Source organism: Mycobacterium sp. 1245499.0 (assembly GCF_001673615.1).
In the GTDB taxonomy this organism is placed as follows: Bacteria; Actinomycetota; Actinomycetes; order Mycobacteriales; family Mycobacteriaceae; genus Mycobacterium; species Mycobacterium europaeum_A.
This window is the reverse complement of the sequence record NZ_LZMG01000036.1, coordinates 1-13,729: the sequence shown is the minus strand read 5'-3', so window position 1 is coordinate 13,729 and position 13,729 is coordinate 1. Positions and strand designations below refer to the sequence as shown.

Genomic DNA, 13,729 nt, shown 5'->3' with positions numbered 1-13,729 from the left:
CCTCCGCCTTGATCGCCGCCGGGTCGACGATGTTGACGTCCTGGCCGTCGATGTTGTCGTAACGCACCACCGGCAGCGTCCGGAACTCGACGTTGCCACCGGCCAGCCCGCCCAGGCGCTGGATCATGTCTTCGCTCCACCCCGCCGAGAGCACCACGTCCTTGCGCGCCACCGCCATCAGGTTCTTGAGCTTGTCGATGTTGGTGAACGTGCCCGCGGCCTGCAGCTCCTGCATGACCGACGAGATGAACGCCTGCTGCCGGTGGTGCGTTACGACAACATCGACGGCCAGGACGTCAACATCGTCGACCCGGCGGCGATCAAGGCGGAGGTGGCGGCGGCGATCGGGGCCGACACGACGACGACCGCGCCGAGCACCACCGCCGTGAAACCGGATCCCACCACGGTCGTCGACGTGGTCAACGCCGGCAGCATGAGCGGTCTGGCCACCGAGGTATCCCGCGCGCTGAAAAAGAAGGGCTACACCCCGGGTCAGGTCCGCGACCGCGAATCCGGCGACCCGACCTCCACGACGGTCGAGTACGGCGCCGGCGCGCAAACCGATGCGCTCAACCTGGCCAACCTGCTCGGCGTGGACGCGCCGAAGCAGCCCAGCCCCAGGGTGCAGCCCGGACACATCCGCCTGACCGTGGACACCAATTTCACGATGCCCACCCCCGACGAGACGCAGATGGACGACACCACGAGCACCAGCTCGAGCACCACGTCGACCAAGGCCAAGAGCTACTACTACAACGGCACGACCACGACCTACCCGACGCCCGATCAGGGCAAGCCGATCGATGGCGGCGGCGTGCCCTGCGTCAACTAGCCATCACGCTGCGCGGTGATCGCAAGCGCGGCGGAGCCGGGCGCGACGGGTCGCCGCCATCAGGCTGCGCGGTGATCGCAAGCGCGGCGGAGCCGGGCGCGGCGGGTCGCCGCCATCAGGCTGCGCGGTGATCGCAAGCGCGGCGGAGCCGGGCGCGGCGGGTCGCCGCCATCACGCATGCGTGCCGCCATCGATGCGGATCTCGGTGCCGGTGATGAACGCGCCGTCGTCGGACACCAGCATGGCGATCACCCCGGCGACGGCCGTGGGCTCGGCCATCCCGGTGCCGCTGGATTCGACGGAGGTGGGCAGCACCGGCATCAGCCTCGAAAACAGCGACCAGTCAGCGTCTTTGGGGATATATCCGCCGGTGGCGTCGGTGATTCCGGACTTGATGCTGCCCGGCGCCACGCATACCGCGCGCAGGCCGTCGCGCGCGTATTCCAGCGCCAGCGAGTGGGTGAAGGCCTGGATGCCGCCCTTGCTCGCGGCGTAGGCGGCCATGTAGGGGTGGGCGAACGAGGCCGACGTGGAGCTGAAGTTGACGACCGCGCTGCGGGAGTTGGCCAGCAGGGACGGCAGCGCTTCGCGGACCACCAGGAAGGTCCCGGTCAGGTTCACGCCGACGATCCGATTCCACAGCTCGAGGCTGGTTTCGTGGGTGTGCGCGGCCCGCAGGATGCCCGCGGCGTTGACGAGCGAGTCGAGGCCACCCAGCTGCTCGACGGCCACGCGCACCCCGTCGGTCACGGACTCCTCGCTGCCCACGTCCATCGGCAGGGTGGTCAGCCGGTCGGCGGTGCCGGCCTCGTCGGCCCGCGCCCGGGTGTTGTCCAGGCCGTCGGCGGCGACGTCGGAGGCCGCGACGGCGGCGCCCTCGTCCAGCAAGCGCAGCGCGGTGGCCTGCCCGATGCCCGACGCGGCGCCGGTCACCAGGATCCTCTTGCCCTCAAGCCTTTTCATGCGATTCTCCCGGCTCAGACCACTCCGCGCAGCGCGTCCTGGCCGAACATCTGCACCATCATCGAGGAGTAGTCGGGGCCGCGGCGCAAGATGTGGCCGCCGTCGACGTTGATGCACTGGCCGGTGATCCAGGCGGCCGCGTCGCTGAGCAGGAACATCGCCAGGTTGGCGACGTCTTCGACCTCGCCCACCCGCGGCAGCGGCGTGCACAGCGCGTAGTCCGCGCTGATCTCCGGCGACTGAATCACGCTTGCGTCAACAAGATCGGTGCGGATCAGGCCGGGGCGGATGCTGTTGACCCGCACCCACGACTCTCCGAGTTCGTCGGCGGCCAGCATCATCATGTGGTCGATGGCCGACTTGGTCACCCCGTAGGGCCCGAACCAGCGGTGGGTGTTGCTGGCCGCGATCGAGGAGATCCCGATGAACGAGCCGCCGCCACCGCGCACCAATTCGCGCCCGACGTGCTTGAGCACGTACATGGTGCCGTTGACGTTGAGGTCGACGGTGTTTCGCCACGCCTCGGAGTCGGTGTGGGTGATCGGCCCGACGGTCAGCGAGCCACCGGCGCAGTGCACCGCCCCGTGCAGCCGACCGTGCCACGCCGTGGCGGCGTCGACCGCGCGGGCCACCTCGTCCTCGTTGGTGACGTCGGTGGGCTCGTAGCGGATGGCGCCGCCGTCGGCGGCCAGCGGCTCGATTTCCTCGACGGCGCCCGCCAGCCGGTCCGGGTTGCGGCCGACGATCATCACGGAGGCCCCGGCCGAAACCAGGCCTGCGGCCACGCCCTTGCCGATTCCGCTGCCGCCGCCGGTGATCAGATACGTCCGGTCTTGGAAAGATAGCTGCACGCGAGGCCCTCTCGAACTGGAACAGGTTCTAGCTATAGAAGCATGTCCCCTCGGGGTGAATATCGCTACCCCCGGTCTCGTTACGGCTCGGCGGCGCGACGCTACGGCGTATCGCGGCGGGCCACCTTCGTCGGCTTCGCGTCACGCCAATCCTCGACGTGCGGCGGTTGACCAACCGGCCACCGGTTCTCGTTGAACGCCGCCCAGTGGGCATGCCCCAACAGGTGCACGTGGAACGCGTGCCGCAGCGCCTCGGTGTAGCCCATCGCGTCGGAGGCGGCATTGACCGAATCCTTGATGAGCAACGACGCCATCGTGGGCCGCTCGGCGATGCGTCGCGCGAAAGCCAGTGTTTTTTCCTCTAATTCGTCGACCGGGAAGACCTTCGAGACCATGCCCAGCCGGTGTGCCTCGTCCGCGTCGATCGAATCACCGGTCAGCAGCAGCTCTTTGGCCTTGCGCGGGCCGAACTCCCAAGGGTGGGCGTAATATTCGACACCAGGCATACCCAGCCGGACAGCGACGACGTCGCTGAACTTCGCGTTGTCGGCCGCGACGATCAGATCGCACGCCCAGATCAGCATCAAACCGGCCGAGATCGCGTTGCCCTGAACCTGGGCGATGGTGATCTTTCGCAGATCCCGCCAGCGGCAAGTGTTTTCGAAGAAATAGTGCCACTCCTGGTGGTACAGCTTCTCCATGATCGGCTCGAGGGTGGCCCCGCGCGAGCGGAAGCTCGGGTGCTGCCCCGGCCCCGGCGCGCGCTCGGCCAGTGCCTGCTCGGAACCCAGGTCGTGGCCGGCGGAGAAGTTCCTGCCTCGGGCCGCCAGGATCACCACGCGAACCGTGTCGTCGGCCTCGGCGCGGCCGAACGCCTCGTCGAGCTGGACCAGCAGGCCGCGACTCTGCGCGTTGTGGGCATCGGGCCGGTTCAGCCAGATCCGGGCGATGCGGCCCTCATCGAGGGTTTCGTAGGCCACCAGCTCCGGGACGTTGGCGTCGGCCGCCCCGGCGTCGGCTTGCTCGGAGACTGTCATTGAGCCCACCTCGTTCGTCGTTGAATTGGCCTTGTTTACAGATTACGGCCAGTGTGTAACCGGGCCCGCGCTGGGGTGATGGGGTGGCGGGCGCCGCAGAGCATGGTTCTCATCGGGCGCTCTCGGGCCGCCGCGCCAGCGGCAGCAGCCGGTGGTCGCGGGTGAACACCAGCCGCACGATGCCCATCCCGACGACCACCGTGGTGGCCGCGACCGAGCCCAGGATCAAGAACATCACCACGGCCTGCACCAGCACCGCCTGCAACGGCGGCACCCCGGCCAGAATGAGGCCGGTCATGGCGCCCGGCAGGAACACCAGGCCGGTGGCTTTGGTGGTCTCGATCTGCGGAGATATCGCCGAGCGCAAGGCGATTCGCAGGTACGGCGACGCGGCCTGCCCGCAGGGCTGGCCCAGCGCCAGGCGGGCCTCGACCTCGTCGCGTTTGTCGCGCAACTCGTCGACGAGCCGCCGCGCCACCAGCACCATGGCGGTCATCGAGTTGCCGATCATCATCCCGGCGACCGGGACCAGGGTCCGCCCCTGCAACGGGAACACCCGCAGGCCGAAGATCACCCCCAGCGTCACCACCGCCGCGCCGGCGAACGCGGCCACGGCCAGCGGCGCGAACCGCGGCACCTCCGGCGCCCTACGGCGCGCGACATCCCCGGCGTACGCCACCATCCCGGCGACCCACGCCCACGACCACCACAGCGACCTGCCCGGCTCGAACAGCAGCGTGAGCGCACCGCCCACGAGCAGCAACTGCACCAGTGCGCGCACCGCGGCCCACAGCAGTTGCCGCTCCAGCCCCAACCGCCGCCACAGCGAGATCCCGGCCGCGAACGCCACCAGGATCAGCGACGTCGCCAGGCCCAGCCAGCCGACTTGGCCGTTCATCACGCCACCGAGCCGTCGCCCGGGCGGGATGCGACCGGGCCCAGCCCCTGGCTGCGGCCGGACTCCAGGCGCAGGACCCGGTCGGCGGCCCTGGCCACCTGCGCCGCGTTGTGGGTGACCCACAGGGCCGGGGTGCCGTCGGCGGCCAACTCACGCACCGCACGCTCGATGACCTCGGCCGCCTCCGTGTCGACGGCGGAGGTCGGTTCGTCCAGCAGCAGCACCTGCGGTCCGGCCATCAAGGTGCGGGCCAGACACACGCGTTGCGCCTCCCCACCCGAGAGCCCGGCCACGTCGCGGTCCAGCCACGATCCGCTCAACGCGACCCGGGCCAGCGTCTCGCGCATCCGCGCATCGGGCGCGTCCGGATCGGCCGCGCGCAGGTTGTCGGCGACGGTGCCGGGAAACGGCGTCGGACGCTGGAAGCACATGCCCACCCGGCGCCGCAGCCACAGCGGGTCGAGCGCGGCGATGTCCGAGCCGTAGAACGACACCCGCCCGCTCGTCGGCAGCTCCAGCCGGTTGCACAACCGCAGCAGCGTCGATTTGCCCGAGCCGGACGGGCCGAACACGGCCGTCACGCCGTGCGCCGGGATGGCGGCGGTCAGCCCGTCCAGGGCGCGCACGCCCTGGCGTTCGACGACGACGTCGAGGAACTCGAACATCACGTCGTTATCGGCGTCCTGATCGACCACCCGCTTATCCTGCATCACCGCGGCCGCCGTCCATCGCGTCTTCGCGAGCGGCGCGGCGAACACCTGCGAACCGGCCGTAAACGCCGTCAGAGCCCGTTAGCTGGTGAGACGGGCTGCGACCGGTCAGCGGCGTCGCCTACAGTTAAGTCATGCCTACTAAATCTGATCCTGGCGAAATCGGCGACGTGGAACCTGTGGCCGACAGCACCGCCAGCCAGGCCAGGCGGGTCGTCGCGGCGTACGCCACCGACGCCGACGAGTGCCGGGTATTCCTGTCCATGCTGGGTATTGGGCCTTCGAAACTCGACGCATAAATGTCTCCCGGGGGTGGGCGAAGCGCAACGGCGGCCAAGTACGGCAACTCCGACTTCGTCGTAGTCGCCAACCGGTTGCCGGTGGACCAGGAGCGGCTTCCCGATGGCACCACGGCGTGGAAACGCAGCCCCGGAGGATTGGTCACCGCCCTCGAGCCGCTGCTGCGCCGCCGGCGTGGGGCGTGGGTCGGCTGGGCCGGGATCGTCGACGAGGACACCGACCACGATGACGAACCGATCGTCCAGGAAGATCTGGAGCTCCGGCCGGTCAGGCTGAGCGCGGCCGACGTCGCCGAATACTACGAGGGTTTCTCGAACGCCACGCTGTGGCCGCTGTATCACGACGTCATCGTCAAACCGATGTACCATCGCGAATGGTGGGAGCGCTACGTCGACGTCAATCGCCGCTTCGCCGAAGCCACCTCCCGTGCCGCGGCAAAAGGCGCGACGGTCTGGGTGCAGGACTACCAGCTGCAGCTGGTGCCGAAGATGCTGCGCGAACTGCGGCCCGACCTGATCATCGGTTTCTTCCTGCACATCCCCTTCCCGCCGGTCGAGCTGTTCATGCAGATGCCGTGGCGGACCGAGATCGTCGAGGGCCTGCTCGGCGCCGACCTGGTCGGGTTCCATCTGGCCGGCGGCGCGCAGAACTTCCTGTTCTTGGCCCGGCGGCTGATCGGGGCCAACACCTCGCGCGGGGCGGTGGGGGTGCGGTCGCGCTACGGCGAGGTGGAACTGGACTCCCGCGTCGTTCGGGTGGGCGCCTTCCCCATCTCCATCGACTCCACCGCGCTGGACCAGGCGGCCCGCCACCGCGACATCAAGCGCCGCGCCCGGGAGCTCCGGGCCGAGCTGGGCAACCCGCGCAAGGTGCTGCTGGGCGTCGACCGGCTCGACTACACCAAGGGCATCGACGTTCGCCTGAAAGCCTTTTCGGAGCTGCTCGCGGAGGGCCGCGCCAAGCGCGACGACACCGTGCTGGTCCAGCTGGCGACACCGAGCCGCGAACGGGTGGACAGCTACCAGCAGTTGCGCAACGACATCGAGCGTCAGGTCGGCCACATCAACGGCGAGTACGGCGAAGTCGGGCACCCCGTGGTGCACTACCTGCACCGGCCGGTCCCGCGCGACGAACTCATCGCGTTCTTCGTGGCCGCCGACGTCATGCTGGTCACCCCGCTGCGCGACGGGATGAATCTGGTCGCCAAGGAGTATGTCGCCTGCCGCAGCGATCTCGGCGGCGCGCTCGTGCTCTCCGAATTCACCGGTGCCGCCGCCGAATTGCGCCAGGCGTATCTGGTCAATCCGCACGACCTCGAGGGCGTGAAGGATTCGATCGAGGCCGCGCTCCACCAATCCGACGAAGAGGGACGCCGCCGGATGCGGTCACTGCGCCGCCAGGTGCTGGCTCATGACGTCGACCGGTGGGCGCGGTCGTTCCTCGATGCGCTCGCCGAATCCCGGCCCGGCGGCGCCGATTAGGGCGCATCCGCAAGACCCCATGGTGTTGCCGCCCGAACGCTGTGATACTCAGGTGCGAGGGTCGCACGCGAAGGAGGGGCATCACATGAAGCTCCGTCACGGAATGGCGGCCGGTGCCGGTATCTTCACGGCGGTCGCGGTGGGAATCGCGCTGCAGTCCGGTGAACCGGCCAAGGCGCTCGGACCACCGGCGGACGGCAACTATTCGTTCAACGAGGCTGGCGTGTCCGGGGTTACATGGACTGTCACGGCGATATGCGATCAGCCGTCCGGCACCCGCAACATGAACGATTACTCCGATCCGATCGTGTTCGCGATGCAGTGCGCGCTCAACGTCGTGAGCTTTACCGATGAGAAGATCAGCGCGGCGGACAAGCTGCAGAACTTCAGCGGCCGCGCCCGAATGTCGAGCATGCTGTGGACTTTCCAAGTCACCAAGGACAACGGCGTGTCCTGCCCCGGCGGCGGCACCGCGCCGTCCACCGAAACCTTCGCGTTCAGCGACGAAACGATGAGCGGCACCCACACCACCATGCACGGACCCGTGTGCGGCATGGAGCCGGAGATGAAGAAGCAACCGTTCTCGCTGTCGCTGATCGGACCGCCGCCCAGCCCGGTGCAGCGTTACCCGTTGTACTGCAACGGCATTGCGATGTGCTACTGACGTTGACCGGTTGCCGGCAGGGCTAGATCGGCGTGATGTAGGCGATCAGCCACTGCTTGCCGACCTTTTTGAAGTCCACCCGCAGCCGGCTGCCGTCATACAGCGGCTGGCGTGACTTGTCGGTCACGGTGCGGTTCATGAAGACCATCACCGATGCCGATTCCCGTTTGGCCGACATCACCCCCACGCCAACGACATTGGCCTGCACCACCACTTCGCGCTTCTTGGCCTCGGGGATGATCTGGTTGTTGGCGCTCTTCTGGAACTCCGCGCGATAGTCCGGGGTCAGCAGCGGATACGCCGCCGACAGGCTCCGTTCGACCGTCTGGTAGTCGTAGGCGAAGACCTCCGGAATCTCCTTGGCCGCCAGGCCGGGCAACACCGCCCGCGCCGCCTGCTCGCCGCGCGTCTGCACCCTGTCCCAGTACATCCAGCCGGCCACCGCGGACAACCCGACGAACGCCGCGGCCAGGAGGTAACCCGCGACGACCAGCAGCCAACGCCGCCATCGCATCAATTGCCTCCGTCGGGATACTTCAGGTCGTAGCCGCTCATCTTGCCGGCGTCGTCTTCGTGGACGATGACACGTAGGCGGTAGGGCATGGACGGCTTGTTGACGCCGTCGATGTCGGCGACCGTGACGCGCACCGACACCAGCACCGACGCGTTATTGGTAACGGCGTCAACGCCTTCCAGTGCGGCCCCGTTGACGACGGCTTCCGATGTCGCATTGGTGGAGCGGAAGAGCGCCTTGAGGTTTTCGGCGTTGTTGTTGGCGCCGAGCATGCCGCGCAGCGGGCCGCTGGTGCCGTTGATGAACCGGTTCACGCTTTCGTCGATGTTGTCCTGCTTGTAGCTGAACATGTTGACCACCGTCTGCGTGGCGGTGTCGACGAAACGCTGATCGCGCGCCTGCGCCGTGGTGGCGTGGCGCTGCGAAACGAGCAGCGCCGCCACACAACCGGCCAGCACACCGACCGCCAGCAGTGCGGCCGCGAACGAGATCCACGCCACCAGGGCACGGTGCGGCTGCCGGCGCGGTGGCGGCTTGATGGACTTGAGGGCCTTGACGGGTTTGGGCGTCGGCTTCGCCGCGGGCGCAACGTCGGTGTGGACCGTTACGTCCTGGGCCGAATCACCCTTGGCCGGACCCGCCGCGCGGGAGGCCCGACGGCGCACCCGTGGTTTGTTCGTTTGTTCGTCTGCCACGGCAGTGTCCATTACATCGGCCTTGGATCAAGCATGAGGTCCACCCAGTTCTCGGCGCCGGAGGTACCGGTGGCGCCGGCCGCGAAGATACCAGTGCCACCGGCCGGATCGACAAACGCGCCGGTCTTCTCGTCGTAGGTCGCGTATGCCGGCGGCCCGCTGGCCTGGGGTTGCCCACCGGGCGGCGGGCCCCACGGCTTCTCCGGTCCCGGGCCCGCCGGCGGCGGGCTGATGCCCTCCGGCGCGGGCGGCGGGGGCAGCCACTTCGGGTACGGAAGCTGCGGCGGCACCGGCGGCACCCCGGGCGGCTGCCAGGACGTGAACGGCGGTGGCGGCCCGTTGTCGTTGGGCGGCGGCGGAGCGAAGGCCGGCTGCTTGTTGGGCAACGGACCCGGGCCGGGCACCACACCCGGCGGCGGCGGCCCGACGATGGGTGTTCCCGGATCGGGCTCAGCGCCCGGCGGGATGTACGGGAACTTGTTGGGCGGCAACACGTTCAGCCCGTTGGTCACCGGGGTGTCGTAGGGCACCGGCGGACCGCGCCACGGGTTGCGGCCGATCGGCACGTAGCCCTTCGGGTCGCGACAGAGCTGGATGGTCGGTGCGCGTTTGCCGGGGAATTCCTGGCACGGGTAGTTGCGGGCGCCACGCACGGTGCTGGGATCGTTTTGCGCGGTCTTGCAGTACATGTCCTTCGGCAGCTCGCGCACCGTCTCGTCGGCCGGGGTGCGCATCAACGGCGGCGGCAGGAAGCCGACAGCGCATGGCGGCGGGTCGTTGAGGTCGAGCTTGAAGTCCAGCTTTCCACCCTCGTCGATGGGGGGACCACCCGCCATCGTGATGATCGCGGCGAACAGCGCCGGCAGGACCACCAGCAGCTGCTCGATCGACTTGTGGTAGATCACGCCCACCCGGCCCAGGTTGGCCAGGCTGGCGGCCAGCGCCGGGAAAGAGGGACGGATGCCGGAGAACGCGGTGCTCGCCTCGTCGGTGGCGCCGGGGGCGGTCGCCAGCGTGTCGCGCAACTGCGGGTCGGCCTGACGCACCTCGGAGGTGAACCGCGCCAGCCCGTCGGACAGCGACTTGATGTCCGCGCCGGCGCGGATCTGCGCCTGCAGGAACGGGCCGGCCTGGTCGATCAACTGCGAGACTTGCGGATAGTTTGCGTTGGCCTCGTCCACCAGCAGCCTGGCGGACTCGAACAGCCGGGCCATCTCGGGACCCGATCCGTTGGCGGCGACGAACGTCTCGTGCAGCAGCTCACGCAACCGGGTATCGCCCAGGCTGTTGACCAAGGTCTCGGAGCGCTTCAGCAGGTCGGCGACGTCCTGGCCGATCCGGGTGTTCTTGCGCTCGATGCGAGAACCGTTGACCAGCTTGCTCAATGCCGGTGAACTGGGCGGCACCAAGTCGATGTACTGCTCGCCCACGGCGGACACACTTTTGACGGTCGCGGTGACGTTCGACGGGATGGCGGTCCCGCTGTTCAGCCGCATGTCGGCGATGACGCCGTTGGGGCTCAGCCCCACCGACTCGACCCGGCCGACGGCCACGCCGCGGTAGGTGACGTTGGCGTTCTTGTACAGGCCGCCCCCGGCAACGAAATCGGCGCTCACTCCGTAGGTTCCGATGCCGAACGTCGCGGGCAACCGCAGGTAGAAGATCGCCATCACGGTCAAGGTGATGACGGTGATCACCGCGAAAATCACCAGCTGGATCTTGGTCAGTCTGTCGTGCATCTGCGCCCGCCCCCTAGTGTCCCGAAGCCGTGCCGGGCGGAATCTTGAACGGGTCCGCGGCCTGTCCGGACAGGTTGGCCAGTTCGCCGGTCAAGAAGTCGGGCGGATTGAGGATCTCGTTCATGTGGGCCATGTTCGGGTCGAAATACGCCGTGGTGAAGAACGTTTCGCCCAGCCGGCGCAGGGTGAGGTCGAAGGTGGTGAACACGTTGAGGTAGTCACCGCGCACGGCCTGCTTGATGCCGTAGTTGGGGAACGGGAACGTCAGCAGGATCTGCAGCGAGGTGACCAGGTTTTTCCGGTTGTCGTTGAGCGCCTTGACGACCGAGTACAGGTCCTTCATGTCGGCGGCGAAGTCCACCTTGGTCTTAGCCAGGATGTGGGAGGTGACGTTCGCCAGTTTGTGCAGCGCGCTAAACGCCTCGACGATGTGATCGCGGTTCTTGTTGAGCACGCGAATGGCCTCGGGCAGCGTGTCGAGCGCCCGGCCCAGGTTGTCCTTATCGTGCGCCAGGTTGGCCGAGAATCGGTTCAACCCGTCGACCGCTTCGATGATGTCGTTGACCTGGCGGTTGAGCCCCGAGGTCAGTTCCGCGAGCCTGGGGACCAGGTCGACGAACTGGTCCTGCCGGCCGGCGACGGCCCGGTAGGTCTCGTCGGTGATCTCTTCCAGCGCACCGACGTTTCCCTTGTTCACCACCACGCCCAGCGCCGAGAGCACCTCTTCGGTGGTGGGATAGCGGCCGGTGTTGGCCTCCGCGATCTTCGACCCGTCCTTGAGCTTGCCAACGGCCGGCTTGTCCTTGGGACGCGCCAAGTCGATGTGCATCGAACCGAGCAGCGATGTCTGGGCGACCGTCGCGGTCGAGTTTGCGGGCAGCACCACGTTTTTGTCCAGCGCCAATTTGACTGCGGCATAGAACGATCCGTCGGCCCGCTGTTCGGCCGCGATGCCGGCGACGCTGCCGACGGTGACGTCGTCCACCATGACCGGAGAGTTCTGCGGCAGGGTCGCCACGTCGGGCAGCTCGACGGTGATCGAATAGGCGCCGCTGCCGTGGCCGGCGGTGCCCGGCATCGCCAGCGAGTTCAGCCCGCTGAATTGGCAGCCGGCCAGCAGCACGCTGCCCGTCGCCAATCCGCCTGCGCGCAACCACATCCGGTTCATCCGCCACCACCCAAGCCGGCCGCCGGCCCGTTGGGCGCCTGGCCCGGAGGCGGGCCCGGCAGCGGACCGAAGGCGCTTCCGGCGGCGGGGCCAGGAGCTGGAGCGGCACCGGGCGGCGCCGGCTGGCCCGGCGCGGGAGCGGCCTGCGGGGCCGTCGGGACCAGCAGGGCCTGCAGGTCCGCCGGGTTCTGGGCGTCCGGCGGCGTCTGGGTGCCCTTGGCCGGAATCCAGGTCAGCTGCGGCACCGGCGTCGCCGACTTGGCCTGGGTCTCGGGGGTGTCGTAGATGATCTGGCCCTTGTACGCCGTAATCGTGTTGAGCGGGTGGAACATCAGCGGCGGGTAGTTCACGGTGAGCCGGCGCAGCACCGGACCGAGCCGCTCACGGCAGAGCTCGGCGCGCTTGAAGTAGTCGGGCGCCCTGGGCCCGGCGGCGGTCTCGAAGGAGCCACCGCAGATGAACTGCACGGGGTTGGCGAATTCCGGTATCGACAGCAGGCCGTTGAGGGTGCCCTGCGCGGGGTCGTAGATGTTGTAGAAGTTGGCGATACCCGGGCCCGCCACGTGCAACACCTGCTCGATGTTGTCACTCTGGTCGCTCAACGTCTTCGCGAAATCGTTGAGGTTGTTGACCGTATCGACGATCGTGGAGTTGTTCTCGTGCAGGAAGCCCCGGATGTCCGACAGCGCCTTGTTCAGGGTGCCCAGGGTGGTGTCGAGGTGGCGCGAGCTGTCGGCGAGCACCTGAGACACCGAGGCGACGTTGCCGGCGAACTGAACGATCTGCTCGTTACTGGACGAGAGCGCGTTGACGAGCACCTGCAGGTTTTTCACCGTGCCGAAGATGTCGCCGCGCGAATCCCCAAGGCGCCCAGCGGCTTGCGAGAGCTCGCGCAGGGCGTTGTGGAACGACTGGCCCTTGCCGTCGAAGGTGTCCGCGGCCTGGTTGATCGCCGAGCCCAACGGTCCCTGCAGGGATCCGGCCGTCGGACCGAGCTGGACGGCCAGCTGGGTCAGCGACTCCTTGACCTCGTCCCATTCCACCGGGACGGCGGTGCGGCCCAGGCCGATGCTGGCGCCATCGGCCATCTCGGCCCCGCCGGTGTACGCCGGCGTCAACTGAATGAACCTGGCGGCCACCAGGTTTGGCGACATGATGATCGCCTTGGCGTCCTTGGGGACCTTCACGTCCTTGGAGACGGCCATGGTGATCTTGACGTCGGAGGGCCGCGGCTCGATCGTGTCGATGGTCCCGACCGGGACACCGAGGATGCGCACCTGATCGCCGGGATACAGGCCGACGGCAGAGGTGAAGTAGCCGATGATCTTGCGGTTCTTCTCCTGCGACGACAGCACATACACGCCACCCACCAGCACCGCGACCAGCGCGATGATGGTGGCGTAGCGCAGCCCCCGGCTACGGATGATCCGCTGCATCACGGCGCTTTCGGCCTGATCGTCCAGCGTTCCTGAATCAGGCCGCGCAGGTAGTCGGCGAGGCTGGCAGGCATCTTGCCGGGCTGGTAGAAGAAGTCGAACATGGTGGCGAGCAGTGGCGCCGGGATCACGCCGTAGACGTTGACGTTGAATCCGGGACCCGAACCGACGACCTCACCCAGCTCGGTGGCGTAAGTCGGCAACCGCTTGAGCGCCTCGGTGATGTAGTCGCGGCGCTCGTTGAGGTTGGACAGCACGTCGTTGAGCTTGCCCAGCGCGGGACCGAACTCCTTGCGGTTGTCGGCGACGAAACCGGAAATCTGCGTCGAGAGATCCTGGATCCCCGAGATCAGCTGGGCCAGGGAGTCACGGCGTTCGTCGAGGGCGGCGAACAACTCGTTGCCGTCGTCGACCAGCTTGTTGACCTGCTCGGCGCGCTGG

General features: G+C 68.0%; 13 protein-coding genes and 3 pseudogenes. 4 read left to right on the top strand and 12 right to left on the bottom strand.

The genetic code is table 11. From position 1 onward, the window contains the following. Nucleotides 1-235, bottom strand: a pseudogene (locus tag A5646_RS01560) (LytR family transcriptional regulator); the annotation flags it as partial. 15 nt (nt 236-250) lie between these two features. Between A5646_RS01560 and A5646_RS01555 the strand changes: the two are divergent. Then, a pseudogene (locus A5646_RS01555) lies at nt 251-832 on the top strand (LytR C-terminal domain-containing protein); the annotation flags it as partial. A gap of 171 nt (nt 833-1,003) precedes the next feature. On the opposite strand, the gene A5646_RS01550 reads toward A5646_RS01555, so the two are convergent. From A5646_RS01550 to A5646_RS01530, 5 genes are all read right to left on the bottom strand, one after another. Then, nucleotides 1,004-1,795: an SDR family NAD(P)-dependent oxidoreductase gene (locus A5646_RS01550; RefSeq protein WP_067019379.1), complete on the bottom strand. Its 792-nt coding sequence runs from the start codon at nt 1,793-1,795 to the stop codon at nt 1,004-1,006. A 14-nt stretch (nt 1,796-1,809) separates the two neighbouring features. Next, the gene (locus tag A5646_RS01545) at nt 1,810-2,646 is read right to left on the bottom strand and encodes an SDR family oxidoreductase (protein WP_066866213.1); all 837 of its coding nucleotides are present in this window, start codon (nt 2,644-2,646) and stop codon (nt 1,810-1,812) included. A 101-nt stretch (nt 2,647-2,747) separates the two neighbouring features. After that, nucleotides 2,748-3,683 (bottom strand): enoyl-CoA hydratase, encoded by a 936-nt coding sequence (locus A5646_RS01540; RefSeq protein ID WP_066866215.1) that lies wholly within the window; start codon nt 3,681-3,683, stop codon nt 2,748-2,750. A 109-nt stretch (nt 3,684-3,792) separates the two neighbouring features. After that, nucleotides 3,793-4,581 carry an iron export ABC transporter permease subunit FetB gene (gene fetB, locus A5646_RS01535; protein WP_066881020.1) on the bottom strand — a complete coding sequence of 263 codons (789 nt, stop codon included), beginning with the start codon at nt 4,579-4,581 and terminating at the stop codon, nt 3,793-3,795. After that, nucleotides 4,581-5,291 carry a phosphate ABC transporter ATP-binding protein gene (locus A5646_RS01530; protein ID WP_067019380.1) on the bottom strand — a complete coding sequence of 237 codons (711 nt, stop codon included), beginning with the start codon at nt 5,289-5,291 and terminating at the stop codon, nt 4,581-4,583. The genes fetB and A5646_RS01530 overlap by 1 nt, the downstream gene beginning before the upstream one ends. 134 nt (nt 5,292-5,425) lie before the next feature. Here A5646_RS01530 and A5646_RS28670 point away from each other — a divergent pair, with 134 nt between their 5' ends. From A5646_RS28670 to A5646_RS01520, 3 genes are all read left to right on the top strand, one after another. Next, complete coding sequence (locus A5646_RS28670) at nt 5,426-5,590, top strand: hypothetical protein (protein WP_112632220.1); 165 nt, start codon at nt 5,426-5,428, stop codon at nt 5,588-5,590. Then, nucleotides 5,591-7,072 (top strand): trehalose-6-phosphate synthase, encoded by a 1,482-nt coding sequence (locus A5646_RS01525; RefSeq protein ID WP_066866219.1) that lies wholly within the window; start codon nt 5,591-5,593, stop codon nt 7,070-7,072. Between the two features lie 85 nt (nt 7,073-7,157). Continuing rightward, nucleotides 7,158-7,736: a hypothetical protein gene (locus A5646_RS01520; RefSeq protein WP_066866221.1), complete on the top strand. Its 579-nt coding sequence runs from the start codon at nt 7,158-7,160 to the stop codon at nt 7,734-7,736. A gap of 22 nt (nt 7,737-7,758) precedes the next feature. On the opposite strand, the gene A5646_RS01515 is transcribed toward A5646_RS01520, so the two are convergent. The 6 genes and pseudogenes from A5646_RS01515 to A5646_RS01490 form a co-directional block, all read right to left on the bottom strand. After that, a complete protein-coding gene (locus A5646_RS01515) occupies nt 7,759-8,250 on the bottom strand; it encodes a mammalian cell entry protein (RefSeq protein ID WP_066881022.1) in 492 nt (163 codons plus the stop codon). Next, complete coding sequence (locus A5646_RS01510; RefSeq protein WP_066866224.1) at nt 8,250-8,957, bottom strand: mammalian cell entry protein; 708 nt, start codon at nt 8,955-8,957, stop codon at nt 8,250-8,252. The genes A5646_RS01515 and A5646_RS01510 overlap by 1 nt, the downstream gene beginning before the upstream one ends. Further along, nucleotides 8,957-10,684, bottom strand: coding sequence for a virulence factor Mce family protein (locus A5646_RS01505; protein ID WP_066866227.1), 1,728 nt, complete (start codon nt 10,682-10,684; stop codon nt 8,957-8,959). Before A5646_RS01505 ends, A5646_RS01510 begins: the two co-directional genes overlap by 1 nt. A gap of 13 nt (nt 10,685-10,697) precedes the next feature. Beyond that, nucleotides 10,698-11,852 carry a virulence factor Mce family protein gene (locus tag A5646_RS01500; RefSeq protein ID WP_066881026.1) on the bottom strand — a complete coding sequence of 385 codons (1,155 nt, stop codon included), beginning with the start codon at nt 11,850-11,852 and terminating at the stop codon, nt 10,698-10,700. After that, nucleotides 11,849-13,288 carry a virulence factor Mce family protein gene (locus A5646_RS01495; protein WP_156748981.1) on the bottom strand — a complete coding sequence of 480 codons (1,440 nt, stop codon included), beginning with the start codon at nt 13,286-13,288 and terminating at the stop codon, nt 11,849-11,851. Before A5646_RS01495 ends, A5646_RS01500 begins: the two co-directional genes overlap by 4 nt. Further along, nucleotides 13,288-13,729, bottom strand: a pseudogene (locus tag A5646_RS01490) (mammalian cell entry protein); the annotation flags it as partial. The gene A5646_RS01495 and the pseudogene A5646_RS01490, both read right to left, overlap by 1 nt.

Bases quoted from the DNA above. Each gene is read 5' to 3' on its own strand.
- A5646_RS01550 (WP_067019379.1), bottom strand. From the start codon at position 1,795: ATGAAAAGGCTTGAGGGCAAGAGGATCCTGGTGACCGGCGCCGCGTCG.
- A5646_RS01540 (WP_066866215.1), bottom strand. From the start codon at position 3,683: ATGACAGTCTCCGAGCAAGCCGACGCCGGGGCGGCCGACGCCAACGTC.
- fetB (WP_066881020.1), bottom strand. From the start codon at position 4,581: ATGAACGGCCAAGTCGGCTGGCTGGGCCTGGCGACGTCGCTGATCCTG.
- A5646_RS01530 (WP_067019380.1), bottom strand. From the start codon at position 5,291: ATGCAGGATAAGCGGGTGGTCGATCAGGACGCCGATAACGACGTGATG.
- A5646_RS28670 (WP_112632220.1), top strand. From the start codon at position 5,426: ATGCCTACTAAATCTGATCCTGGCGAAATCGGCGACGTGGAACCTGTG.
- A5646_RS01525 (WP_066866219.1), top strand. From the start codon at position 5,591: ATGTCTCCCGGGGGTGGGCGAAGCGCAACGGCGGCCAAGTACGGCAAC.
- A5646_RS01520 (WP_066866221.1), top strand. From the start codon at position 7,158: ATGAAGCTCCGTCACGGAATGGCGGCCGGTGCCGGTATCTTCACGGCG.
- A5646_RS01515 (WP_066881022.1), bottom strand. From the start codon at position 8,250: ATGCGATGGCGGCGTTGGCTGCTGGTCGTCGCGGGTTACCTCCTGGCC.
- A5646_RS01510 (WP_066866224.1), bottom strand. From the start codon at position 8,957: ATGGACACTGCCGTGGCAGACGAACAAACGAACAAACCACGGGTGCGC.
- A5646_RS01505 (WP_066866227.1), bottom strand. From the start codon at position 10,684: ATGCACGACAGACTGACCAAGATCCAGCTGGTGATTTTCGCGGTGATC.
- A5646_RS01500 (WP_066881026.1), bottom strand. From the start codon at position 11,852: ATGAACCGGATGTGGTTGCGCGCAGGCGGATTGGCGACGGGCAGCGTG.
- A5646_RS01495 (WP_156748981.1), bottom strand. From the start codon at position 13,288: ATGCAGCGGATCATCCGTAGCCGGGGGCTGCGCTACGCCACCATCATC.